General features: G+C 64.2%; 21 protein-coding genes. 16 read left to right on the top strand and 5 right to left on the bottom strand.

Features of this window, described 5'->3' with window-relative positions:
* The first annotated feature begins 4 nt into the window (after positions 1 to 4).
* Entirely contained in the window at positions 5 to 766 is a 762-nt protein-coding gene (locus TQ98_RS04940) for an amino acid ABC transporter ATP-binding protein (protein WP_103102884.1), read from the top strand.
* A 281-nt stretch (positions 767 to 1,047) separates the two neighbouring features.
* Here TQ98_RS04940 and TQ98_RS04935 read toward each other — a convergent pair whose 3' ends face one another.
* The 5 genes from TQ98_RS04935 to TQ98_RS04915 form a co-directional block, all read right to left on the bottom strand.
* Positions 1,048 to 1,824, bottom strand: a complete 777-nt coding sequence (locus TQ98_RS04935) for an ABC transporter substrate-binding protein (protein ID WP_044871894.1) — start codon at positions 1,822 to 1,824, stop codon at positions 1,048 to 1,050.
* A gap of 376 nt (positions 1,825 to 2,200) precedes the next feature.
* Positions 2,201 to 2,650, bottom strand: coding sequence for a molybdopterin synthase catalytic subunit MoaE (gene moaE, locus TQ98_RS04930; protein WP_044871895.1), 450 nt, complete (start codon positions 2,648 to 2,650; stop codon positions 2,201 to 2,203).
* 1 nt (position 2,651) lies between these two features.
* On the bottom strand, positions 2,652 to 2,900 hold the full coding sequence (locus TQ98_RS04925; RefSeq protein ID WP_044871896.1) for a MoaD/ThiS family protein: 249 nt from the start codon (positions 2,898 to 2,900) through the stop codon (positions 2,652 to 2,654).
* Between the two features lie 2 nt (positions 2,901 to 2,902).
* Positions 2,903 to 3,373 carry a cyclic pyranopterin monophosphate synthase MoaC gene (gene moaC / locus TQ98_RS04920; RefSeq protein ID WP_044871897.1) on the bottom strand — a complete coding sequence of 157 codons (471 nt, stop codon included), beginning with the start codon at positions 3,371 to 3,373 and terminating at the stop codon, positions 2,903 to 2,905.
* Between the two features lie 81 nt (positions 3,374 to 3,454).
* Positions 3,455 to 4,846, bottom strand: a complete 1,392-nt coding sequence (locus TQ98_RS04915) for a PhoH family protein (protein WP_044871898.1) — start codon at positions 4,844 to 4,846, stop codon at positions 3,455 to 3,457.
* 503 nt (positions 4,847 to 5,349) lie between these two features.
* Between TQ98_RS04915 and yaaA the strand changes: the two genes are divergently transcribed.
* The 15 genes from yaaA to TQ98_RS04840 all read left to right on the top strand — a co-directional run bounded on the left by yaaA (position 5,350) and on the right by TQ98_RS04840 (position 24,730).
* Entirely contained in the window at positions 5,350 to 6,129 is a 780-nt protein-coding gene (gene yaaA, locus TQ98_RS04910) for a peroxide stress protein YaaA (RefSeq protein ID WP_044871899.1), read from the top strand.
* Positions 6,130 to 6,941: 812 nt separating this feature from the next.
* Complete coding sequence (gene algD, locus TQ98_RS04905; RefSeq protein WP_044871900.1) at positions 6,942 to 8,252, top strand: GDP-mannose 6-dehydrogenase; 1,311 nt, start codon at positions 6,942 to 6,944, stop codon at positions 8,250 to 8,252.
* Between the two features lie 61 nt (positions 8,253 to 8,313).
* A complete protein-coding gene (gene alg8 / locus TQ98_RS04900) occupies positions 8,314 to 9,795 on the top strand; it encodes a mannuronan synthase (RefSeq protein ID WP_044871901.1) in 1,482 nt (493 codons plus the stop codon).
* Between the two features lie 29 nt (positions 9,796 to 9,824).
* The gene (locus TQ98_RS04895) at positions 9,825 to 10,985 is read left to right on the top strand and encodes an alginate biosynthesis protein Alg44 (protein ID WP_044871902.1); all 1,161 of its coding nucleotides are present in this window, start codon (positions 9,825 to 9,827) and stop codon (positions 10,983 to 10,985) included.
* 13 nt (positions 10,986 to 10,998) lie between these two features.
* Positions 10,999 to 12,360, top strand: a complete 1,362-nt coding sequence (algK, locus tag TQ98_RS04890) for an alginate biosynthesis TPR repeat lipoprotein AlgK (protein ID WP_044871903.1) — start codon at positions 10,999 to 11,001, stop codon at positions 12,358 to 12,360.
* A 149-nt stretch (positions 12,361 to 12,509) separates the two neighbouring features.
* A complete protein-coding gene (locus tag TQ98_RS04885) occupies positions 12,510 to 13,955 on the top strand; it encodes an alginate export family protein (protein ID WP_044872539.1) in 1,446 nt (481 codons plus the stop codon).
* A 29-nt stretch (positions 13,956 to 13,984) separates the two neighbouring features.
* Positions 13,985 to 15,544: a mannuronan 5-epimerase AlgG gene (gene algG / locus TQ98_RS04880; RefSeq protein ID WP_242443048.1), complete on the top strand. Its 1,560-nt coding sequence runs from the start codon at positions 13,985 to 13,987 to the stop codon at positions 15,542 to 15,544.
* 11 nt (positions 15,545 to 15,555) lie between these two features.
* Entirely contained in the window at positions 15,556 to 16,986 is a 1,431-nt protein-coding gene (locus TQ98_RS04875; protein WP_044871904.1) for an alginate O-acetyltransferase, read from the top strand.
* A gap of 14 nt (positions 16,987 to 17,000) precedes the next feature.
* Complete coding sequence (locus tag TQ98_RS04870) at positions 17,001 to 18,098, top strand: mannuronate-specific alginate lyase (protein ID WP_044871905.1); 1,098 nt, start codon at positions 17,001 to 17,003, stop codon at positions 18,096 to 18,098.
* 247 nt (positions 18,099 to 18,345) lie between these two features.
* Positions 18,346 to 19,833: an MBOAT family protein gene (locus TQ98_RS04865; protein WP_044871906.1), complete on the top strand. Its 1,488-nt coding sequence runs from the start codon at positions 18,346 to 18,348 to the stop codon at positions 19,831 to 19,833.
* Between the two features lie 12 nt (positions 19,834 to 19,845).
* Positions 19,846 to 20,994, top strand: a complete 1,149-nt coding sequence (locus TQ98_RS04860; RefSeq protein WP_044871907.1) for an alginate O-acetyltransferase — start codon at positions 19,846 to 19,848, stop codon at positions 20,992 to 20,994.
* Positions 20,995 to 21,066: 72 nt separating this feature from the next.
* Complete coding sequence (locus TQ98_RS04855) at positions 21,067 to 21,714, top strand: alginate O-acetyltransferase AlgF (protein WP_044871908.1); 648 nt, start codon at positions 21,067 to 21,069, stop codon at positions 21,712 to 21,714.
* 135 nt (positions 21,715 to 21,849) lie between these two features.
* Positions 21,850 to 23,292 (top strand): mannose-1-phosphate guanylyltransferase/mannose-6-phosphate isomerase, encoded by a 1,443-nt coding sequence (locus TQ98_RS04850; RefSeq protein ID WP_044871909.1) that lies wholly within the window; start codon positions 21,850 to 21,852, stop codon positions 23,290 to 23,292.
* Between the two features lie 71 nt (positions 23,293 to 23,363).
* Positions 23,364 to 23,828, top strand: coding sequence for a hypothetical protein (locus tag TQ98_RS04845; RefSeq protein WP_044871910.1), 465 nt, complete (start codon positions 23,364 to 23,366; stop codon positions 23,826 to 23,828).
* A gap of 71 nt (positions 23,829 to 23,899) precedes the next feature.
* On the top strand, positions 23,900 to 24,730 hold the full coding sequence (locus tag TQ98_RS04840; RefSeq protein WP_044871911.1) for an SDR family oxidoreductase: 831 nt from the start codon (positions 23,900 to 23,902) through the stop codon (positions 24,728 to 24,730).
* Positions 24,731 to 24,741 lie beyond the last annotated feature (11 nt).

The following is a 24,741-nucleotide window of genomic DNA, read 5'->3' as shown; positions in this document are numbered from 1 at the left end:
CCCCATGACTGAAGCAAGCAAGAAAGTCGCCGGCGAGCCGATCATCCGTCTGCAGGGCGTCAACAAGTGGTACGGCCAGTTCCATGTGCTGAAGGACATCAACCTGGACGTGCAGCAGGGCGAACGCATCGTGCTCTGTGGCCCGTCCGGTTCCGGCAAGTCCACCACCATCCGCTGCATCAACCGCCTGGAGGAGCACCAGCAGGGCCGCATCATCGTTGACGGCACCGAGCTGACCAGCGACCTCAAGCACATCGAGGCGATCCGCAGCGAAGTGGGCATGGTGTTCCAGCACTTCAACCTGTTCCCGCACCTCACCGTGCTGCAGAACTGCACCCTGGCGCCCATGTGGGTCCGCAAGATGCCCAAGCGCCAGGCCGAGGAAATCGCCATGCACTACCTGGAGCGCGTGCGCATTCCCGAGCAGGCCAACAAGTTCCCGGGCCAGCTCTCCGGCGGCCAGCAGCAGCGCGTGGCCATCGCCCGTGCGCTGTGCATGAAGCCGAAGATCATGCTGTTCGACGAACCCACCTCGGCGCTCGACCCGGAAATGGTGAAGGAAGTGCTCGACACCATGATCGGCCTGGCCCACGACGGCATGACCATGCTCTGCGTGACCCACGAGATGGGCTTCGCCCGCACCGTGGCGAACCGGGTGATCTTCATGGACAAGGGCGAGATCGTGGAACAGAACGAGCCCAACGCCTTCTTCGACAACCCGCAGAACGAGCGGACCAAGCTGTTCCTGGGGCAGATCCTGCACTGAGGATTGGTCGTGAAATCAAAAAGGAGCCTTCGGGCTCCTTTTTTGTTTGTGCGTGGGATGCCTATGTAGGAGCGAATTCATTCGCGAAATGGCCAAGCACCGAGCCGACCGGATACAACCCTCACCCCAGCCCTCTCCCAGAGGGAGAGGGGGCGGTTCGTGTACCGAGAATGGCTCTGCACGGGCCTGTAGGGGCGAATTCATTCGCCAAGCAGCCCACCGGGCTTCCCCCTCCAACGAAAAAGCCGCGCAGATGCGCGGCTTTTTCTCCCTGGCGAAACTCACTCGCCGTAAATATCGAAATCGAAGTACTTGGCCTGGATCTGCTGGTACTTGCCGTTCTCGCGCAGGGTCTTGATGGCGTTGTTGAACTTCTCCCGCAGCTCGTTATCGCCCTTGCGAACAGCGATACCCGCGCCCTCGCCGAAGTACTTCGGATCATTCAGCACCGGGCCGACGAATTCGTAGCCCTTGCCGTTATCGGTCTTCAGGAAGCCTTCGTTGAGCGGGAATACGTCAGCCAGCACGCCGTCCAGGCGGCCGGAGAGCACGTCCAGGTAGATTTCGTTCTGGGTGCTGTAGCGCACCACCTTCACGCCCTTGGGCTCCAGCACTTCCGAGGCGAAACGGTCGGTGGTGGTGGAACGCTGGGTGCCGATGGTCTTGCCGACCAGGCTCTTGAATTCGGGATCGACCTGGGCGCCCTTCTTCATCACCAGGCGGGCCGGGCTGTAGTAGTACTTGCCGGTGAAATCCACGGACTTCTTGCGCTCTTCGGTGATGGTCATGGACGAGAGGACCGCATCCACCTTCTTCACCTTGAGCGAGGGAATCAGGCCGTCGAACTCCTGCTCGATCCACTGGCACTTGACCTTCATCTCCTCGCACATGGCGTTGCCGATGTCATAGTCGAAACCGGCGATCTGGCCTTCCGGCGTCTTGTAGGCGAAGGGCGGATAGGCGGCTTCGATGCCGATGCGCAGGGGCTTGTCGGCGGCGAAAACGCTGGAGGCCAGCAGGCTCAGGGCAAGGCTGCCCAGCAGAACGAGTTTCTTCATGGTGCGACTCCCGCAGTACGGATGGAGGCCCGCCACGGGGTTTGGCGAGCAGGTTCGAAAATGGATTGCGAGGCAGAAGAAGAGACCGCCAGGACAGGCGGACGTGGGATAGGGGCTGTGGATAGCTGGCTGTGGATCATCATGGACGCCGCTAGTTTTGTACTTGTGAGTCCATACTGGACTTAAATGTACATATCGTCAATCTCCCAGAAAAAAGCCCGGCAATGCCGGGCTTGTTTTATCGGGATGCGGAACCTTGTAGGGGCGAATTCATTCGCCAAGCGGGCCGAAGGTCCGCCCTTCAGGCTCCCATGGGGCTGCAGCGCAACCCTTGGCGAATGAATTCGCCCCTACAGAAAAGAAGTCCGTGTCAGGTTCATTTCCAGCGCTCGGCCGCCGCCTTGTCGCTGCAGCGCCCTTCTACCCAGCGTGGGCCTTCCGGGGTGTCTTCCTTCTTCCAGAAAGGAGCGCGAGTCTTGAGGAAGTCCATGATGAAGTTGCAGGCGTCGAAAGCGGCCTGGCGATGGGCACTGGCGGTGCCGACGAAGACGATGGGCTCGCCCGGCTCCAGACGGCCGACGCGGTGGAGGATTTCCACATTGAGTAGCGGCCAGCGCTCCCGGGCCTCCACTGCGATCTTCTCCAGCGCCTTCTCGGTCATGCCCGGATAGTGCTCGAGGAACATCCCCGCAACGTCCTTGCCGTCGTTGAAGTCCCGCACGTAGCCGACAAAGCCGACCACTGCACCGATGCCCACATTGGACGCGTGCAGCGCATTGAGTTCCTGGCCGGGATCGAAGGCGGTGTCCTGCACGCGAATGGCCATCTCAGCCTCCGGTCACGGTCGGGAAGAAGGCGACTTCGTCGCCATCGGCGAGGGTTTCGTCCAGGCTGCACAGCTCCTGGTTGCGGGCGCACATCAGGTTCTGCTCGGCGAGCACGTCCCACACGCCGCCACGGGCCAGCAGGTGCCGACGCAGGTCATCCAGCTTCGCGAACGCCGAGTCCCAGCTGAGCTGCTCGCCTTCAATGCCGAGCGCTTCACGGTAACGGGCGAAATACTGCACGCGAATCATCTTTACTCCCCGGCCTGATAGTGGCCGCTCTTGCCGCCCAGCTTTTCCAGCAGGCGGACATTTTCGATGGTCATGCCGCGGTCAACCGCCTTGCACATGTCGTAGATCGTCAGGGCGGCGACGCTGGCGGCAGTCAGCGCCTCCATTTCCACCCCGGTCTGTCCGGCCAGCTTGCAGCGGGCGAGGATGCGCACGCAGTCCTCCCCTTCCGCCTCCAGCTCCACCTTGACGCTGGTGAGCATCAGCGGATGGCAGAGGGGAATGAGGTCAGAGGTTTTCTTCGCCGCCTGGATACCGGCAATGCGTGCCACGGCGAAGACGTCGCCCTTGGGGTGGCCGCCGGACTGGATCATGGCAAGGGTTTCCGGGCGCATGCGCACGCGGGCTTCGGCTGTCGCCTCACGGGCCGTCACCGCTTTGTCGGTGACGTCGACCATGTTGGCGCGACCTTCGGAATCGAGATGGGTAAGCACTGCAAGTCTCCTCGGACAGGAGACAGATTGTATACAGAAACCCGCACCGGGCGGCAGGTGCCGCCCGGCGGGAGAAGTGGCTTACATATGGGCTTCGGCGAACTCGGCCAGCACGGAGCGCGGCACACCCTGGAGGGTAATGTGCACGCCGTGGGGGAAGTCCTTGAAGCGTTCGGTCAGGTAGGTCAGGCCGGAGCTCGGCGCGGAGAGGTAAGGGGTGTCGATCTGCGCCAGGTTGCCCAGGCAGATCACCTTGGACCCGGTGCCGGCACGGGTGATGATGGTTTTCATCTGGTGCGGCGTCAGGTTCTGGCACTCGTCGATGATGATCAGGCTCTGCTGGAAGCTGCGGCCGCGGATGTAGTTCAGGGATTTGAACTGCAGCGGCACCTTGCTGAGGATGTAGTCCACGCTGCCGTGGGTGTTCTCGTCATCCATGTGCAAGGCTTCGAGGTTGTCGGTAATCGCCCCCAGCCAGGGCTCCATCTTCTCCGCCTCGGTGCCGGGCAGGAAGCCGATTTCCTGGTCCAGGCCCTGTACGCTGCGGGTGGCGATGATGCGGCGGTAACGCTTGCTGACCATGGTTTGCTCGATGGCCGCGGCCAGCGCCAGGATGGTCTTGCCCGAGCCCGCCGCGCCGCTGAGGTTGACCAGGTGGATATCCGGGTCCAGCAGCGCATAGAGCGCCAGCGACTGGTACACGTCCCGCGGGCGCAGGCCCCAGGCTTCCTGGTGCAGCAGAGGCTCCTGGTGCAGGTCGAGGATCAGCAGCTCGTCGGCCTTGATGCCCTTGATCCAGCCGACGAAACCCTGCTCATCGACGATGAACTCGTTGACGTGCACCGCCGGCAGGTTGTCGGTGAGCTGAACCCTGTGCCAGGTACGACCGTGGTCCTGACGGGTCTCCACCTTGCTCACGCGGTCCCAGAACGAGCCCGACATGTCGTGGTAGCCCTTGGACAGCAGGGCGACATCGTCCACCAACTGGTCGGTGTGGTAGTCCTCCGAGTCGATGCCACAGGCACGCGCCTTCAGGCGCATGTTGATGTCCTTGGTGACCAGCACCACGTTCATGCCCGGCTTGCGGCTCTTCAGTTCCACCAACTGGTTGATGATCTTGTTGTCGTTGAGGTCTTCCGGCAGCCAGGTGATGGGGGCTGCGCGCTTGCTCATGAGGATCGAGAGGAAGCCGCAGGGGCCGCTTTTCTCTCGCTGGATGGGTACACCGTGCTCCACTTCCTCGGGGGTGGCCCCACTGAGGATCTTGTCGATGTTACGGATGGCCTGCCTGCATTCAGCGGCAACGCCCTGTTTTCCGGTCTTCAGCTTGTCCAGTTCTTCCAGCACGGTCATCGGGATGGCCACGTGGTGTTCCTGGAAATTCAGCAGCGCGTTGGGATCGTGAATCAGGACGTTGGTGTCGAGCGCGTACAAGGTTGGAGCGGTAGGGCGGGAGCGTCCGTGGTCATCCATACTCGGTCACCTTCTTATAGGGCCAAGCGACGGAATGCCAGGCTGGCTCTCCGCCGCGGAGGGCCGCCGACCTCCCCATTGCCGGGTTATGCCGGGTCTGGAGATGGTGCCAACAAGGTGAGGGCCGATGGCCGCCACCTGTCTGCAGGGTTCGGCGGTCTGATTTGTTAATACTCCATTCGGGATGACAGAAAAAAGAACTTTTTTCTCGGTTCGAAACTTTTTTTTCGCTCGACAGAAAGACCTTGGCGACCAGCCAGGCGCCCGTTAAAGTCGAAAGTCCCCTTCCCCCAAAATCCGTCCATTTTTTTACGCCTTCAACGGTCGCGCAGGCCATTGAAGCATCGCTGCGCCTTGTCCCTTGGTGTTGACGCCCCGTCTGGCCGGGCGGACCGTTCTCGACGAATTGCCTGCTTGAGCGATGACGGTGCCTATCGGCGGGATAGGTGGAGCCGAAGGCGGCAAATCCCTAGAATCGCCGCATTCCTGAAGGAGACGATTCGATGCTGTTGGTGATTTCCCCCGCCAAGACCCTGGACTACGAAACCCCTCCGGTCACCCCGCGCCATACCCAGCCTGAGTTCCTCGACCACGCCCAGGAGCTGATCCAGCAACTGCGCGAACTCAGCCCCGCGCAGATCGCCGAGCTGATGCACCTGTCCGACAAGCTGGCCGGCCTCAATGCCGCGCGTTATGGCAGCTGGCACCCGGATTTCACCCCGGCCAATGCCAAGCAGGCGCTGCTGGCCTTCAAGGGCGACGTGTACACCGGCCTCAATGCCGAAGACTTCAGCGAAGCCGACTTCGACTTCGCCCAGCAGCACCTGCGCATGCTCTCCGGCCTCTACGGCCTGCTGCGCCCGCTGGACCTGATGCAACCCTATCGCCTGGAAATGGGCACCAAGCTGGCCAACAGCCGCGGCAAGGACCTCTACGCCTTCTGGGGCGAACGCATCAGCGGCTGGCTGAACGAAGCCCTGGCCGCCCAGGGCGACGACATCCTGCTCAACCTCGCCTCCAACGAGTACTTCAGCTCGGTCAAGCGCAAGGCCCTGAACGCCCGGGTGATCGACACCGAGTTCAAGGACCTGAAGAACGGCCAGTACAAGATCATCAGCTTCTACGCCAAGAAAGCCCGTGGCCTGATGGCCCGTTATGTGATCAAGGAGCGCCTCACCAGCCCGGAAGGCCTGAAGGACTTCAACTACCAGGGCTACCGCTACTCCGTGGAGCACTCGAAGCCGGACAGCCTGGTGTTCCTGCGCGACGAACCGCAAGAGTGAGAAAAACGAACCCCGCCGATTGGCGGGGTTTTCGTTTGTGGGCCAGACGTTTCCCCAGCCCTGCACCCACGCCTCAACCCCGCAGACCCGCGATCTGAATCCCTCCTCGCAAAGGGTCCTGGCGGTTACGCCTGGCAGGCCCACCCCCCGTCCGCACGGGCACCTCGGCCCACCTCACGGATAATTCGCACGTTCGTTCCGTGCCATTTAATTGCCAGCGCGATATTCAATATCACTTCAAGATCATATCGCCTGCAAAACTTCATTCCCGATAGTGGCCAACTTGCAAAATGCAATCATCCAAAACTTGCAGATTGCACTGTGAGGAACTTTTCCAAACCCGCCAAACTCTGAGCATGCCACCAGCGCAGAGATCGACATAGTCAAAAATCTGCAATATGCAAATTCCGGGACAAACGGTAGGAACTATCCGAAAAGCCAAGCACTCATACCCCCCGTGACCTTTATTCCTCACACCTGAAGCTGGTGTGATTTCAAACTGCCTTGATAACTATCGGTTCCTGACCGAGGGGTAGTTTTTATCTGGTGAAAACCAAAGAAGTTAATTAAGGAGACGCGCAACAAACTCGACCTACTGGACAAAACCAACGAGCCAGAGCCATAGCGGCGATCAGCTCAGGACTCTACCCGGGCAAATTCCTATGCATGCCCAGTTCAGACGCCCCAACTTTGGCGTCCGGTATTACTCATGCCTGTGCATCGCAAAGTTGCAGTTGCGACATAACGGTGCAAATGGACGTGACATTAACGTCACAAATTAAACAGCGTGCTGAATGGACGAGGTGATTACGATGCAAATCAGCATCTTTGGTTTGGGCTATGTTGGTGCAGTGTGTGCCGGCTGCCTCTCTGCTCGCGGTCATGAAGTTGTCGGTGTCGACGTCTCTCAGACCAAGATCGACCTGATCAACAATGGCAAATCGCCCATTGTCGAACCTGGCCTTGAAGAACTTCTGCAACAGGGCGTGAAGTCTGGCCGTCTGCGCGGCACCACCGATGTCGGCGCCGCCGTAAGGGAAACCCAGGTGTCGTTCATTTGTGTCGGTACCCCGAGCAAGAAGAACGGCGACCTGGCCCTGGACTACATCGAAGGCGTATGCCGTGAAATCGGTTTCGCCCTGCGCGACAAGACCGAACGCCACACCGTGGTCGTGCGCAGCACCGTGCTGCCGGGCACCGTAAAGAACGTCGTGATCCCGATCATCGAAGACTGCTCCGGCAAGAAGGCCGGCGTGGACTTCGGCGTTGCAGTGAACCCCGAGTTCCTCCGCGAGAGCACCGCGATCAAGGACTACGACTTCCCGCCCATGACCGTCATCGGCGAACTGGACAAGAGCGCCGGCGACCTGCTGGAAACCCTCTACCGCGAACTGGACGCTCCGATCATCCGCAAGGACATCGAAGTGGCCGAGATGATCAAGTACACCTGCAACGTCTGGCACGCGGCCAAGGTCACCTTCGCCAACGAGATCGGCAACATCGCCAAGGCCGTCGGCGTCGATGGCCGCGAGGTGATGGACGTGGTCTGCCAGGACCACAAGCTGAACCTGTCCAAGTACTACATGCGCCCGGGCTTTGCCTTTGGCGGCTCCTGCCTGCCCAAGGACGTGCGCGCGCTGAACTACCGCGCCACCTCCCTGGACGTGGAGTCCCCGCTGATCGGCTCGCTGATGCGCAGCAACGCCGCCCAGGTGCAGAACGCCTTCGACATCATCGCCAGCCATGACAAGCGCAAGGTCGCCCTGCTCGGCCTGTCGTTCAAGGCCGGCACCGACGACCTGCGCGAAAGCCCCCTGGTGGAGCTGGCCGAGATGCTGATCGGCAAGGGTTTCGACCTGAGCATCTACGACCGCAACGTCGAGTACGCCCGTGTCCACGGCGCCAACAAGGACTACATCGAGTCGAAGATCCCGCACGTGTCCTCCCTGCTGGACAGCAACTTCGACGCGGTGGTGGACAAGGCCGACATCATCGTCCTGGGCAACCGTGACGAACTGTTCGCCCCGCTGGCCCAGCGGGCGCCGGCCGGCAAGCAGGTGATCGACCTGGTGGGCTTCATGCCCAAGGCCACCCACGGCAACGCCGAGGGCATCTGCTGGTAAGCGGACTGCCCCCTTCCCTTGCGGAAGGGGGCACTCGCAAAGAGCCCAGGACGAGAGACCTATGGACAAGATCAAGCATGGCCTGCTCGAAGCCTCGGGCTGGCTGTTCTACCTCATCGCACTGATGCTGCTGGCACTGGCGCTGCCCAAATCCGTGTTCGATCCCGACTCCAAGCATTTCCTGCTGCTGATCGGGGTTGTGGGCATCTGGCGCTACTCCATGGGCGCCCTGCATTTCCTGCGCGGCACGCTGTTCCTCTACATCGTTTACCCCTGGTACAAGCGGCGCCTGGCCAAGCTCGGCAGCGCGGCGGACCCGTCCCACGTCTTCCTGATGGTGACCAGTTTCCGCATCGAGGCGCTGACCACCGCGATGGTCTATCGCTCGGTCATCCAGGAAGCCATCGACTGCGGCTACCCCACCACCGTGGTCTGCTCCATCGTCGAGCTGTCCGATGAGCTGCTGGTGAAGAACATCTGGTCCAAGCTGGCACCGCCGTCGCGGGTCAAGCTGGACTTCGTGCGCATTCCCGGCACCGGCAAACGCGACGGCCTGGCCTACGGCTTCCGCGCCATCTCCCGGCAACTGCCGGATGCGAACGCCGTGGTGGCGGTCATCGACGGCGACACCGTGCTGGCCGAAGGCGTGGTGAAGAAGACCGTGCCCTGGTTCAAGCTCTTCCCCAACGTGGGCGGCCTGACCACCAACGAGTTCTGCGAGGTACGCGGCAGCTACATCATGAGTGAGTGGCACAAGCTGCGCTTCGCCCAGCGCCACCTCAACATGTGCTCCATGGCCCTGTCCAAGCGCGTGCTGACCATGACCGGTCGCATGTCGGTGTTCCGCGCCCAGGTGGTGACCGACCCCGACTTCATCGCCGACGTCGAGAGCGATCACCTCAATCACTGGCGCCTCGGACGGTTCCAGTTCCTCACCGGCGACGACAAGTCCAGCTGGTACAGCCTGATGCGCCTGGGCTACGACACCTTCTACGTGCCGGATGCGGCGATCAACACGGTCGAGCACCCGCCGGAGAAGAGCTTCGTCAAGGCCAGCCGCAAGCTGATGTTCCGCTGGTACGGCAACAATCTGCGGCAGAACTCCCGGGCGCTCGCCCTGGGTCCGCGCCGCCTCGGCTGGTTCACCACCGTGGTGCTCGCCGACCAGCGTGCCTCCATGTGGACCTGCCTGCTGGGCCTGGCCGTGGCCATCATCGCCAGCCTGAAGTACAGCATCGCCTACCTGCTGGTGTACCTGCTGTGGATCGGCATCACCCGCCTGGTCCTGACCCTGCTGCTGAGCGTCAGCGGCCACCGGATCGGACCGGCCTACCCGCTGATCCTCTATTACAACCAGATCGTCGGAGCCCTGGTGAAGATCTACGTCTTCTTCCGCCTCGACCAGCAGTCCTGGACCCGCCAGAACACCAAGCTCAACCGTGACCTTGCCAGCTTCAGCCGCTGGTTCAACACCTGGTCCTCAAGGGCCATGACCTTCTCCGCAACCAGCATCTTCGTCGCCACGCTGCTGGCGATCGTGTGAGTTCAAGGAACCTGACAGGAATCGAAGCCATGAATACAGCCGTCAATCTCAACGTGGTCCATGAATCCGAAGCCCAGCGCCAGCACGCGCGGGTGAAGATTCCGGGCAAAGTCCGCTTCATCGCCCGAGGTGAACGCTTCGAAGGCTCGCTGCTGGACGTCTCCGCCGGCGGCTTCGCCTTCACTGCCGGCCGCGCCAATGCCAGCATCGGCGACCACCACAAGGGCCGCCTGATGTTCCAGATCGACGGCCTCAGCCTGGGTCTGGACATTGAATTCCAGGTGCGGGCAGTAGACCCCCGTCACGAGCGCGTCGGCTGCGTCTTCCACAACCTGCAGCCGCGCGACATCGCCACCCTGCGCTACCTGATCAGCTCCCACCTCTCCGGTGAGCTGGTCAGCGCCGGTGACCTGCTCAACACCCTGCAGCGGGAAAACTTCACCAAGCCGCGCAAGGGCGGCGCGGGCAGCGGCATGGGTCCGCTGGGCCGCCTCAAGGCGGTCGGCTTGAGCGCCGGTATCTTCGTCGTCGGTGTCGGCGCCTTTGCCTACATCCTCAACTCCCTGTACGGCCTGTACTTCGTCACCCATGCCGATTCGGCCATGGTGGCGGTGCCCTCCATGCAGGTCACCATGCCTCGCGAAGGCACCGTACAAAGCCTGGTGGACCCGGACGCCACCGTGGAAAAAGGGGCACCCCTCGCCTCCTTCTCGGCCACCATGCTGGAGATGCTCAAGGGTCACCTGACCGACAGCCAGCTCTCGCCGAAGAACGTCGAAGAGCTCTTCGGCAAGCAGATGAAGGGCACCCTGACCAGCCCCTGCAACTGCAAGATCGCCCGCCAGCTGGTGGCCGACGGTCAGTTCGCCAGCAAGGGTGACGTGATCTTCGAGCTGGTGCCCCAGGACACCCACGCCACCGTGCAGGCGCGCTTCCCGTTCCGCAACATCGCCCAGGCCAAGCCCGGCGCCCGCGTCACCTTCCAGGTGGCCGGCGAGGACCAGGAACGCCACGGCAAGATCATCAGCAGCAACCTGCACGACGGCAGCATGTCCGCCGACATCCGGACCACCATCCAGCCCGACGAGCCGCTGCCCAGCACCCTCGCCGGCCAGCCGGTGGAAGTCAGCGTGGATCGCGGCCCGTCCCTCGACTGGCTGATCGACCGCGCCCTGGCGACAGGCTTCTGAGGAGGGCGCAGCCATGGCCCATCACGCCACCCCCGTCCTGCTCCTGGCCGCGGCCATCGCCCTGGCCGGTTGCGCCGGCCTGCCCGATGAGCGCCTCGCCCGCGAAGCCCTGAAGCGCGGCGACAACGCCACCGCCGAGCAGAACTTCCGCCAGTTGGCCGAGCTCGGTTACGCCGACGCCGCGGTCGGCCTGGCCGACCTGCAGGTGGCCAGCGGCGACCCGGAACAGCTGGAGAAGGCCGAGCAGACCTATCGCCAGGCCATGGACCAGTCGCCCCGCGCCAAGTCCCGTCTGGGCAAGCTGCTGGCGCGCAAGTCCGAACTGAGCCAGGCCGAGCGTCGCGAGACCGCGCAACTGCTGGAAGAGTCCTTCAATGCGGGTGAGGAGAGCAGCCTGCTGCCGCTGGTGATGCTCTACATGCAGTACCCGCAGGACTTCCCGTCGGTGAACGTGCCGGAACGCATCGCCCAGTGGCGCGCCGAAGGCCACACCCAGGCCGAGCTGGCGCAGATCGTCTTCTATCGCACCCAGGGCACCTACGATCAGCACCTGGGCGAGATCGAGCAGATCTGCACCCACAACCTGTCCCTGGCCGATGTCTGCTACGTCGAGCTGGCCACCGTGTACCAGAAGCAAGGCAATGCCGATGCCCAGCAGAAGCTGCTGGACCAGCTGATGGCCGGCTACCACGCGGGCCGCATTCCCGCCCAGCGCGTGGAGTCGGTGGCCAACGTGCTGAGCGACGCCGACCTCGGCAAGCCCGACGAGGGCAAGGCCAAGGAACTGCTCGAAGCCGTGGCCCCCGGCTACCCCGCGGCCTGGGTGAGCCTCGCCCGGCTGATCTACGAGTACCCCGGCCAGGGCAATACCGAACAGATGCTGGGCTACCTGGAGAAAGGCCGCGCCGCCTCCCTGCCCCGCGCCGAACTGCTGCTGGGCCGCCTCTACTACGAAGGCAAGCTGGTCCCCCTGGACCCGAAAAAGGCCGAGGAGCACCTGCTGAAGGCCGCGCGCACCGAGCCCACCGCCGACTACCTGCTGGGCCAGCTATACCTGCGCGGCTACCTGGGTGACATCGACCCGGAGAAGGCCCTGGAGCACCTGCTCAGCGCCGCCCGCAGCGGCCAGATCAATGCCGACTTCGCCCTTGGCCAGATGTACTCCCAGGGCAAAGGCATCCAGCGCAACCTGACCAATGCCTATGTCTTCAGCCAGCTGGCACTGCCGAAGAACACGCCGCAAGCCCTGGAGCTGGCGAAAAGCGTGGAACAGCAACTGCCGCCGGCCGACCGGGCCCGTGCCGAGCAACTGCTGCGCGAAGAGCGCCAGCTGCGCGGTGCGTCGGTGCCGGATACCCAGATGAGCAGCCTATGAATGCCCTTCCGCAGCCCCCCGGCGGGGTCGAGCCCGGCCTGACTACGCTCAACGAGGCGCGCGCTGCGTGCGCCTCCACGTTGGGCCTCGCGGGTTCGGCACCAACCTCCCGGAAACAGGAACTGCGGAACGAGAGAGATCGAATGCACATGAACAAGAATCCCTGGATCAAGGCAGGCCTCGGCCTGTCCCTGCTGGCCGCGAGCATCGCCAACGCCGCCGAGCCCCAAGGCAGGAACTTCGGCCTGGACGTGAAGATCACCGCGCAATCGGAAGATGACCGCGACCTCGGCACCCGCGATGGCGGCGACGTCAACGGCCTGGGTCTCGACCTGCGTCCCTGGGTCTATGGCGAGCGCGGCGAATGGAGCGCCTTCGCCATGGGTCAGGCGGTCACCTCCACCGACATCGTCGAGACCGACACCCTCGAAGGCAGCGATATCGAAGCCGATGCCGGCCAGCGCAACAACGGCCGCGAGCCGGACAAGAACTACCTGGCCATGCGCGAGTTCTGGGTCGACTACGGCGGTCTCACCGCCTACCCCGGCGAGCACCTGCGCTTCGGCCGCCAGCGCGTGCGCAGCGAAGAAGGCACCTGGTGGGACACCAACATCGAAGCCCTGCGCTGGAGCTTCGACACCACCCTGCTGCGCGCCCATGCCGGCGTCGCCGAGCGCTTCAGCGAGTACCGCACCGATATCGACGAACTGGCCCCGGAAGACGAGGACCGCCAGCACTTCTTCGGTGACATCTCCACCCAGTGGACTCCGGGTCACTGGGTCGGCGCCAAGGTTCATCACAGCCACGACACCGGCAACCTGCCCAACGTCGGCGAGGAAGTGGATGAGCTGTCCAAGCGCGAGACCGGCGACCTCACCTGGCTGGGCCTGGAAGCCGACGGCGGCTTCTTCGACCGCCACTCCACCCAGCCGCTGAACTACTGGGCCCAGGCCACCTGGCTGACCGGCGATGTGGACGAGCTGCAACAGACCACCGTCGGCAACCAGAACATCGCCGCCGGGAAGCGCAACGTCGATGTGGACGCCTGGGCCGTCGACCTCGGCCTGCGCTGGAACATCGACGACCAGTGGAAAGTCGGCGGCGCCTATGCCCGTGGCAGCGGTGGCGGCGATAACGACAGCTCCGAGCAGTTCCGCCAGACCGGCCTGGAGAGCAACCGCTCCAGCTTCACCGGCACCGAAGCCCGCATGCACCGCTTCGGCGAGGCCTTCCGTGGCGAGCTGAGCAACCTCCAGGTGGCCACCGCATTCACCTCCTGGCAGATGGGCGACGACTACGACGCGAGCCTCGTCTACCACCGCTTCTGGCGTGTGGACGACAACCAGGACGTGGGCCAGAGCGGCATCACCGCGCCCCTGGAAGACGGCGAGAAAGACGTCGGCCAGGAGATGGACGTGGTGGTTACCAAGTACTTCAAGCAGGGCCTGCTGCCGGCGTCCATGGCCGAGCACCTGGACGAGCGCTCGGCGCTGGTGCGCCTGCGTGGCGGCGTGTTCAAGCCGGGCGATGCCTATGGCAGCGGCACCGACTCGCTGATGCACCGCGCCTTCGTCGACTTCATCTGGCGCTTCTGATGAGCACTCGGCGCAAGGGAGGAACAGCCATGAAACGTGGCATGGGCACCACAATGCTGATGGGGGGCGTCGTACTCGGCGCCCTGCAGTTCGCCGCGCCCTGGGTCCAGGGCGCGGAGCAGGTCCAGACGCTCAAGGAGATCAAGAACTACACGGTGTCCACCGCGCCGGCCGAGCAGCTGCATCTGGATACCCCCAAGGCACCGGACATGTCCGGCTACACCGCGCAGGCGGTGGAGGCGAAGATCGACCGCAACACCCGAGGTCACGTGGTGGTCCGGCGCATGCTCCAGCAGGATGCGCTCAAGGACTTCACCGGCGGCAACGAGCGCCTGCGGGAATGGGTCAAACGCCAGCAGGGCATGCCCCAGGCGATCTTCATCGAAGGCGGCTACGTGACCCCGGCCGACCTGGCCAAGGCCCTGCCTGACAGCCAGTTCACCGAGACCGAGCCGGGTGTGTACCTCGCCCGCCTGCCCGTGGTGGTGGCCCAGAACGCCAGCCTTGAGATCGGCAAGGACACCAAGGACTTCCGTCTCTCCCAGGAGCGCGGCGCCTTCCTGGTCAACGACGGCAAGCTGTTCATCACCAACACCCAGCTCACCGCCTGGAGTGAAAAGAACAAATCGCCGGCCTGGTTCCGCAAGCCCGAGGAATTCCGTCCGTTCCTGGTGTCCTGGGGCGGCAGCGAGCTCTACATCGTCGGCAGCAAGGTCACCAGCCTCGGCTACGACAATTCCAAGTCCTATGGCGTCTCGATCACCCAGTACACCCCGGGCCAGGCCAAGCGCCTGAAGCGCCCCGCGCCCACCGGCTGGCTGCTGGATTCGGAGTTCGTCGACCACTGGTACGGCTTCTACTGCTTCGAAGCCGAAGACGTGGTGATCAAGGGCAACACCTACCGCGACAACATCGTCTACGGCATCGACCCGCACGACCGTTCGCGCCGCCTGCTGATCGCCGAGAACACTGTCCACGGGACCAAGAAGAAGCACGGCATCATCATTTCCCGTGAGGTGGACGACAGCTGGATCGTTCACAACAAGACCTTCGACAACAAGCTCTCCGGCATCGTGATCGACCGTAACTCGGTGAACAATCTCGTGGCCTGGAACGAGGTTTACCAGAACCACTCCGACGGCATCACGCTGTATGAGAGTTCGAACAACCTGCTCTGGGGCAACAAGATCCTCAGCAACCAGCGCCACGGCATCCGCGTGCGCAACAGCGTGAACATCCGCCTCTACGAGAACCTCTCGGCTGCCAACGGCCTGACCGGCGTGTTCGGCCACATCAAGGACCTCTCCAACACCGACCGGAACATCAAGCTCGACCCGTTCGACACCAAGGTCTCGCTGATCCTGGTGGGCGGCAAGCTCGCCGGTAACGGCTCCAGTCCCCTGTCCATCGACTCGCCTCTGTCGGTGGAGCTGTACCGCGTCGAACTGCTCGCCCCGAGCAAATCCACCGGCATCAGCTTCGCCGGCGTGCTGGGCGACAAGCAGGAAGAAATCCTCGACCTGATGGTGCGCCGCCAGAAAGCGGTGCTGATCGACCCCGTCGAAACCCAGGCCGAACTCCAGGATTGAGGTACGAGATCATGCAAAGACTTTCCCGCAACTGGTTCACCCCCTCCGCCCTGGCCGCCGCCCTGCTGGCCGCCGCCCAGGGCGCGCACGCGGCACCCGAATTCACCGTGCAGCGCACCGCGCCGCTCTGCGCCGCCGCGCAGAACCCGGCCAACTACAACACCAAGTACCTGAGCTTCTTCACCAGCCTGGTGCAGGGCCAGGGCGACTGGATGTTCCGTACCGAGAACGACCTGCGCACCGACTTCGGCACCAACGCCTACGGCTGGAGCCAGTTGAAGCGCCTGCGCGATGCGCTCAAGGCCCGGGGTGTCGAACTGATGGTGGTCTACCAGCCCACCCGTGGCCTGGTGAACCGCGAGAAGCTCACCCCCGAAGAGAAGGCTCACTTCAACTACGAGCTGGCGAAGAAGAACTACCTGGCCGCCGTGGCCCAGTTCCGCAAGGCCGGCATCTGGGTCACCGACCTGTCGCCCCTGTTCGACGAGAAGGGCGTGAGCACCGATTACTACTTCAAGGCCGACCACCACTGGACCCCGGCCGGCGCCGACCGCACCGCCAAGCTGGTGGCCGAGACCCTGAAGGAGATTCCCGGTTTCAACGACATCCCGAAGCAGGAGTACCAGAGCAAGGTGGTCGGCCTGCTGCCCAAGGCCGGCACTCTGCACAAGACCGCCGCCCAGTTCTGCGGCAACGGCTACGCCACACAGTACGTCGACCGCTACGAGACCGAGGCCGCCGGTGCTGGCGAAGGCGGCGACAACCTGTTCGGCGATGAATCCAATCCCAAGGTGACCCTGGTCGGCACCAGTAACAGCGGCCCGGCCTACAACTTCGCCGGTTTCCTGCAGCAGTACAGCGGCGCCGAGGTACTGAACATGGCCGTCAGCGGCGGCGGTTTCGAAAGCGCCCTGATGCAGTACATGAGCAGCAAGGAATTCCAGGAGAACCCGCCGAAGGTCCTGATCTGGGAATTCGCCACCCACTACGACATGTCCCAGGCGAGCTTCTACCGCCAGGCCGTGCCGATGGTGACCAACGGCTGCGAAGGCAAGCCGGCGGTGCTGAAGAACAAGGTCAAGCTCAAGCCCGGTGCCAACGAAGTGGTGGTCAACGGCAAGGGCGCGCCCCTGCGCGACCTGCGCGGCGGCGACTATCAGGTGGACTTGCGCCTCAGCGATCCGTCGATCCACGAGCTCAAGACCACCGTCTGGTACCTCAACGGCCGGCACGAGGACTTCAAGCTGGAACAGAGCGATCGCATCGACACCGGCGGCCGCTACGCCTTCGAGCTGCGCAACGAGTCCGACTGGGCCGACCTGAACATGCTCGCCCTGGAAATCCACAGCCCCGAACAGATGCCCGCCGACCTCAGCGTCGACGTCAGCGTCTGCGCGCGCCCCGGCAAGGGCGGGAACAACCTCACGGCCAAGGCCGAGTGAGGAGGGAGGTACCCATGAACACCAGACCCTGGCTGATCGCACCCCTGCTCGCGGGCATCCTGCTCGCCGGGCAGGGCCACGCCGCTGAGCTGGTTCCGCCACAGGGCTACTTCGCCCCGGTGGTGGCTGACGCCAAGTCCGGCGGCAGCTGCAAGACGCCGCCGGCGCCCTACACCGACAAGCTGGAGTTCCGCAGCAAGTACGAAGGCTCCGACAAGGCCCGCGCGACCCTCAATCCGGAGGCGGAGAAGGCCTTTCGCGAGAAGACCGCGGCCATCACCGAGATGGAGCGCGGCGTCAGCAAGATGGTCATGGAGTACATGCGCAAGGGCCAGCGCACCCAGCTCGAATGCACGCTGCAATGGCTGGACAGCTGGGCCCAGGCCGACGCCCTGCTCAGCACCCAGTACAACCACACCGGCAAGTCCATGCGCAAATGGGCGCTGGGCAGCATGGCCTCGGCCTACCTGCGCCTGAAGTTCTCCGACTCGCGGCCGCTGGCGCCCTACCAGCCGCAGGCGCGGGTGATCGAGTCGTGGTTCTCCCGTCTGGCCGACCAGGTGGTGCACGACTGGAGCGACCTGCCGCTGAAGCAGACCAACAACCACTCCTACTGGGCCGCCTGGTCGGTGATGGCCACCGCCGTGGCGACCAATCGCCAGGACCTCTTCGACTGGTCGGTGGCGCAGTTCCGCGTGGCCGCCAGCCAGGTCGACGAAGACGGCTTCCTGCCCAACGAACTCAAGCGCCGCCAGCGCGCGCTGGCCTACCACAACTACAGCCTGCCGCCGCTGGCCATGATCGCCAGCTTCGCCCAGGCCAACGGCGTGGACCTCCGTGAAGAGAACGACAGCGCCCTGCGCCGCCTCGGCGAGAAGGTGCTGGCCGGCGTGGATGACCAGGAGGACTTCGACGAGAAGACCGGCAAGGACCAGGACATGAGCGAGCTGAAAAAGCACAGCAAGTTCTCCTGGCTGGAGCCCTGGTGCTCGCTCTACCGGTGCTCGGCCGAAACCCTCGAACGCAAGGACGAGATGGGCCCCTACATGAGCTTCCGCCTCGGCGGGGATGTGACCCAGGTGTTCCATCCGAAGAAGGAGGGGGGGAGCTAGCAAAAGCACCTTCTCCCCAATCCTCTCCCGCAAGCGGGAAACGAGGCTGTCGGTAGCGCGGACGGCCTGCCTCCCCTCTCCCTTCAGGGAGAGGGGCCGGGGGAGAGGGGAGACAAGCTCCAACCCCACACAGACGGGGTGGAGCCAGACGATTTCGCCACACCCTGGGGAGGGATTGGCGGGCCGCATGCCAGGCCGGAAAGACCGGCGGCGGCCTTGTAACTAGATGTCCAACGGAGAGACTCGGATGGTCTTTTCTTCCAACGTGTTCCTGTTCCTGTTCCTGCCGATCTTCCTCGGCATGTACTACCTGGTCGGGACGCGCTACAGAAACCTGCTGTTGCTGGTCGCCAGCTACGTCTTCTACGCCTGGTGGCGCATCGACTTCCTGGCGCTGTTCGCCGCCGTCACGGTACTCAACTACTGGATCGGCCTGCGTATCGGCGCGGCCGGCGTGCGCACGAAGACCGCGCAGAAATGGCTGATCCTCGGCGTGGTAGTGGACCTCTGCGTCCTCGGCTACTTCAAGTACGCCAACTTCGGCGTCGACAGCCTCAACGCCATCATCACCTCGTTCGGCATGGAGCCCTTTGTGCTCACGCACATCCTCTTGCCGATCGGGATCTCCTTCTACGTCTTCGAATCCATCAGCTACATCATCGACGTGTACCGCGGCGACACCCCGGCAACGCGCAACCTGGTGGACTTCGCGGCCTTCGTGGCGATCTTCCCGCACCTGATCGCCGGCCCGGTGCTGCGCTTCCGCGACCTGGTGGACCAGTTCAACCACCGCACTCACACGGTGGACAAGTTTGCCGAGGGCTGCACCCGCTTCATGCAGGGTTTCATCAAGAAGGTCTTCATCGCCGACAGCATCGCGCCCATCGCCGATCACTGTTTCGCGCTGACCGACCCGACCACGGGCGACGCCTGGCTCGGTGCGCTGGCCTACACCGCCCAGCTGTACTTCGACTTCTCCGGCTACAGCGACATGGCCATCGGCCTCGGCCTGATGATGGGCTTCCGTTTCATGGAGAACTTCAACCAGCCCTATGTCAGCCAGTCCATCACCGAGTTCTGGCGGCGCTGGCACATCAGCCTCTCCACCTGGCTGCGTGACTACCTGTACATCAGCCTGGGCGGTAACCGTGGCACCACCTTCCAGACCTACCGCAACCTGTTCCTCACCATGCTGCTGGGCGGTCTGTGGCACGGTGCCAACTTCACCTACATCATCTGGGGCGCCTGGCACGGCACCTGGCTGGCCATCGAGCGCGCCCTGGGCGTGAACGCCGCGCCGACGGTGATCAATCCGCTGAAATGGGCCTTCACCTTCCTGCTCGTGATCATCGGCTGGGTGATCTTCCGCGCCGAGAACCTGGACGTCGCCTGGCGCATGTACGCCGCCATGTTCAGCTTCGGTGACTGGAGCCTGTCCGAACTCAACCGCGCCCAGCTCACCAGCCTGCAGATCGCCACCCTGCTGCTGGCCTACGTGGTGCTGGCCGTGTTCGGCATCCGCCAGTTCTACGCCCAGCCGCTGGCCGGTGCGCCCAAGGCCCGCGCCCGCGAAGACGACGACGGCATCGCCATCAATGCCGACGGCAGCGCTGCCCTGCCCCGCGTACGGATCGGCGCCCTCGCCTTCCACGCCGCCGTGGTCCTGCTGTTCGCCGCCTCGGTGCTGAAACTCTCGGCGCAGAGTTTTTCGCCCTTCCTGTACTTCCAGTTCTGAGTGAAGCCGACCATGAACAGAACCCTGAACCTGCTCTACATCGTGCTTTTCTGCGGCCTGTTGCTGGCCCTCAGCCTCTGGTCCATGCGCGCCTTCTTCGGCTTCTCCGTGGCCCAGGAAACCAGTGTGCTGGACGGCAAGCTGAGCCACGCCTTCGAGAAGCACTACGACGAGGAATTCCCGGTCAAGCAGCTGGGCACCAACCTCTGGGCCCTGGTGGACTACAAGCTCTTCGGCGAAGGCCGCCAGGGCGTGGTCATCGGCCAGGATGGCTGGCTCTACTCGGACGAGGAATTCGACCCGGTAGCCGAGGGCAATCGTCATGTGCGGGACAACCTGGCGCTGATCCAGGGCGTGCGCGACGAGCTGGCACGGCACAACGTGGAACTGGTGCTGGCCATCATTCCGGCCAAGTCCCGCCTCTACCCCGAGTACGTGGGCGAAGCCACGCCCACCGCCCTGCGCCAGGACCTCTACGAGCGCTTCCGTGGCGTGGCGCGCAAGGCCGGAATCCTCGCCCCTGACCTGCTCGCCACCCTGGAACAGGCCAAGGACAACGGCCAGGTCTTCCTGCGGACCGACACCCACTGGACCCCGCTGGGCGCCGAAGCCGTAGCCGGCCGCCTCGGCCAGGCCGTGAGCCAGGCCATGAACCTGCGCGGCACGCCGCAGCAGTACGTGACCGAAATCCAGAGCGTGGATGCCTACAAGGGCGACCTGACCCGCTTCCTGCCCCTGGACCCGCTGTTCGAGAACCTGATGCCCGCCCCGGACCAGCTGCAGAAGCGCGCCACCCGCAGCCAGGACGACAGCGCCGCTGGCGACGATGCCCTGTTCGGCGAAAGCGACGTGCCGGTGGTGCTGGTGGGCACCAGCTACAGCGCCAACGACAAGTGGAACTTCGCCGGCGCCCTGCGTCAGGCCCTGCAGCGGGACCTGGTGAACCACGCCGAAGACGGCCACGGGCCGATCCTGCCGATGCTCAAGTACCTCAAGAGCGACGAGCTGAAAAATGCCCCGCCGCAGCTGGTGATCTGGGAGTTCCCGGAGCGCTACCTGCCGATGCTGAGCGACCTGTCCGACTTCGACCCCGAATGGGTGGCCAGCCTGCGCAAGGGCGCGGGTACCGACCAACGCCTGGCCTCGCGCTCGGGCAATTGAGAAATCGCCCCTTCCGAGGGGAACGCAGGGCCGGTTCCGGCCCGATCTAGAAAGAAGATGGAGGTACACCTCATGAACCGACAGAACAACCGCAGCTGGACGTCCTACGCCTGCGCCCTGGTCCTCGGCCTGGGCGCCCTGCAGACCGTACAGGCCGACGAAGGCGGCCTGTACGGCCCACAGGCGCCAAAGGGGTCAGCCTTCGTCCGTGCCTACAACGCCGGCAGCAGCGAGCTCAGCGTCAACGTCGGCAACACCGCGCTGAACGACGTGCCACCGCTGGGCTCCAGTGATTTCAAATTCCTCCCGGCCGGCAATTACAGCGCCCAGGTGGGCAGCAGCAGCGTCCCGGTGAAGCTGGAGTCCGACCGCTACTACACCCTGGTCAACCAGGCCGGCAAAGAACCTCAACTGGTGGAAGAACCGCCCTTCAGGAACAAGCAGAAGGCCCTGCTGCGGGTGCAGAACCTGTCGGACGCCAAGCTCACCCTCAAGACTGCCGACGGCAAGACCCCGGTGGTCCCGGACGTGGCCCCGCAGGGTCGCGGCGAACGCGAAATCAACCCGGTGAAAGTGGGCCTCGCCCTGTTCGACGGCGACCGCAAGGTCAGCGACCTCAAGCCCGTCTCCCTGCAGCGCGGCGAAGTGGTCTGCCTCTACATCACCGGCAGCGGCGGCAAGCTCTCCCCGGTCTGGGTCAAGCGCCCGGCGGAGTCCTGATCCGCTTCAACGGAGCAACAACCGGCGTGGGTCGAACCACGCCGGTCAATACCTGCCACGCAGAGGGCGGGAAAGAAAGAAATGTGATCGATGGAAGCAGTGCCCTCAAACCATGACAGTTCTAGGAGAAACACCATGATTCCCGTGATCCTCTCTGGCGGTAGCGGCTCTCGCCTCTGGCCTCTTTCGCGCAAGCAGTATCCCAAGCAGTTCCTCGCCCTCACCGGCGAAAAGACCCTGTTCCAGCAGACCCTCCAGCGCCTGAATTTCGAAGGCATGCAGCCGGCGGTTCTGGTGGCCAACCAGGATCACCGCTTCATCGTCCAGGAGCAGCTCGACGCCATCGACCTGCAGGCCCAGACCATGCTGCTGGAGCCCTTCGGCCGTAACACCGCGCCGGCCGTGGCCATCGCCGCCATGGAGCTGCTGGCCGAAGGTCGCGACGAGCTGATGCTGGTACTGCCTGCGGACCATGTGCTGCGTGACCAGAGCGCTTTCCAGAAGGCCCTGGCCCTGGCCACCGCTGCCGCCGAGAAGGGCGAAATGGTGCTCTTCGGCGTTCCCGCCGAGCGCCCGGAAACCGGCTACGGCTATATCCGTGGCAAGGCCGACGCCGCCCTGCCGGAAGGCATCAGCCGCGTCGCCCAGTTCGTCGAGAAGCCCGACGAGGCGCGCGCCCGCCAGTATGTGGAATCCGGCGACTACTTCTGGAACAGCGGCATGTTCCTGTTCCGCGCCAGCCGCTTCCTGGAGGAGCTCAAGCACCACGATGTGGATATCTACGACACCTGCCTGCTGGCCCTGGAGCGCAGCAAGCGTGACGGCATCGCGGTGAGCATTGACTCGGCCACCTTCGCCTGCTGCCCGGACAACTCCATCGACTACGCGGTGATGGAGAAGACCGCACGCGCCTGCGTGGTGCCGCTCAGCGCTGGCTGGAACGACGTGGGCAGCTGGAGCTCCATCTGGGAAGTTCACGACAAGGACGAGGACGGCAACGTCACCAAGGGCGACGTGGTGGTGCAGGACAGCCACAACTGCCTGGTGCACGGCAACGGCAAGCTGGTGTCGGTGATCGGCCTGGACGACGTGGTGGTCGTGGAAACCAAGGACGCCATGATGATCGCCCACAAGGACCGCGTGCAGGACGTGAAGAAGCTGGTCAACAAGCTGGACGCCGACGGCCGCAGCGAAACCCAGAACCACTGTGCCGTATACCGCCCCTGGGGCTCATATGACTCGGTGGACATGGGCGGCCGTTTCCAGGTCAAGCACATCACCGTGAAGCCCGGCGCGCAGCTCTCGCTGCAGATGCACCACCACCGCGCCGAGCACTGGATCGTGGTCTCCGGCACCGCTCAGGTGACCTGTGACGACAAGGTGTTCCTGCTGACCGAGAACCAGTCGACCTACATCCCGATCGCCTCTGTGCACCGCCTGGCCAACCCCGGCAAGATCCCGCTGGAGATCATCGAAGTGCAGTCCGGCAGCTACCTGGGCGAGGACGACATCGAGCGTCTGGATGACGTCTACGGCCGCGCGCCGCAGTCCGCCACCGTGCACAGCATCGCTCGCTGAGCCCCCCCTGGCCCGGTGTAATACCGGGCCGCGCCATTGAGCTAGCATGGAAGGCCTCAAGGAGGTCTTCCATGCTCATTGGCGCCATTCTCGTCCTGACCTGGCTGGTCCTGCTGCTGCGCTACCCGGCCAAGGCATTGCCGCTGTCACTGGCCGCCGTGTTCGGCGTCGCCCTGATCGCTCTCTGGGTACTCTGGGAAGAACAAGACGAGAAAAGCCGCTTCGCGCGCCTCGACATCCAGCTCCGCTACGACCCGCAAGCCTGCCCCGCCGACCGCCCCCTGGCGATGAACATCCGTAATGGCGGCGATGCCGTCCTGCGCGACTTCGCCTGGCAGGTACAGGCCTTCCGTCCCGGCGACACCATCAACCTCGCCCAGCCCAGCTACGACCGCCCACGCTACCTGGGCCCCGCTGAGCTGCACCCCGGCGCCCAGTGGCAGGACTGCCTGGCCTTGCCGCCCATTCGCCAGGGTTATCGCGCGCAATCGCTGGAGTTTCGCGCCGCGAACATGCGTGGCACATTCGTCGACTGATCGCCCGGCCAGCGACCGTAGGTTGGCGCAGAGCGAGGCGAAGCCCAACATTCCGCGTACAAGGACACGCCATGCCCACCCCCACCGCCCTGATCACCGGTTGCTCCAGCGGCATCGGCCGCGCCCTGGCCGACGCCTTCAAGACCGCCGGCTACAGCGTCTGGGCTACCGCCCGCAAGCCGCAGGACCTGGCCGCCCTGGAAGCCGCCGGATTCACCGCCGTTGAGCTGGACGTCAATGACCAGCCGGCTGTAGCGGCCCTCGCCGAGCGCCTGGAGCGGGAGGAAGGTGGCCTCGACGTGCTGGTGAACAACGCAGGTTTCGGCGCCATGGGCCCCTTGCTGGACGGTGGCGCCCCCGCCTTGCGCAAGCAGTTCGAGACCAACGTGTTCGCCTTGGTGGACGTGACCCGCGCCTGCTTTCCCCTGCTGCGCAAGCGCCGTGGCCTGGTGGTGAACATCGGCAGCGTCTCCGGCGTGCTGGTCACGCCGTTCGCCGGCGCCTACTGCGCCTCCAAGGCGGCGGTGCATGCCCTCTCCGATGCCCTTCGCCTGGAACTGGCGCCCTTCGGCATCGACCTGATGGAAGTGCAGCCCGGTGCCATCGCCTCCAGCTTCGGCGCCAGCGCCACTCGCGAGGCGGAAAACCTGATCGCCGAAGGTTCGCCCTGGTGGCCGGTGCGCGAAGGCATCCGCGCCCGTGCCCGCGCCTCCCAGGACCACCCCACCCCGGCCGAGGACTTCGCCCGCACTCTGCTTGCTGCGGTGCAACGCAAACCGCGTCCGTCGCTGATACGCATCGGCAACGGCAGCCGCGCCCTGCCCCTGCTGGCGCGCTGGGTGCCGAGATCCTTGCTGGACCGGGTGCTGAAGAAGCGCTTCGGGCTTGGAGTCGAGCTGTAGGATGGGTGGAG

It is taken from the genome of Pseudomonas sp. LFM046 (assembly GCF_000949385.2).
Classification (GTDB): Bacteria; Pseudomonadota; Gammaproteobacteria; order Pseudomonadales; family Pseudomonadaceae; genus Metapseudomonas.
This window is presented reverse-complemented; position numbering and strand designations above follow the sequence as displayed.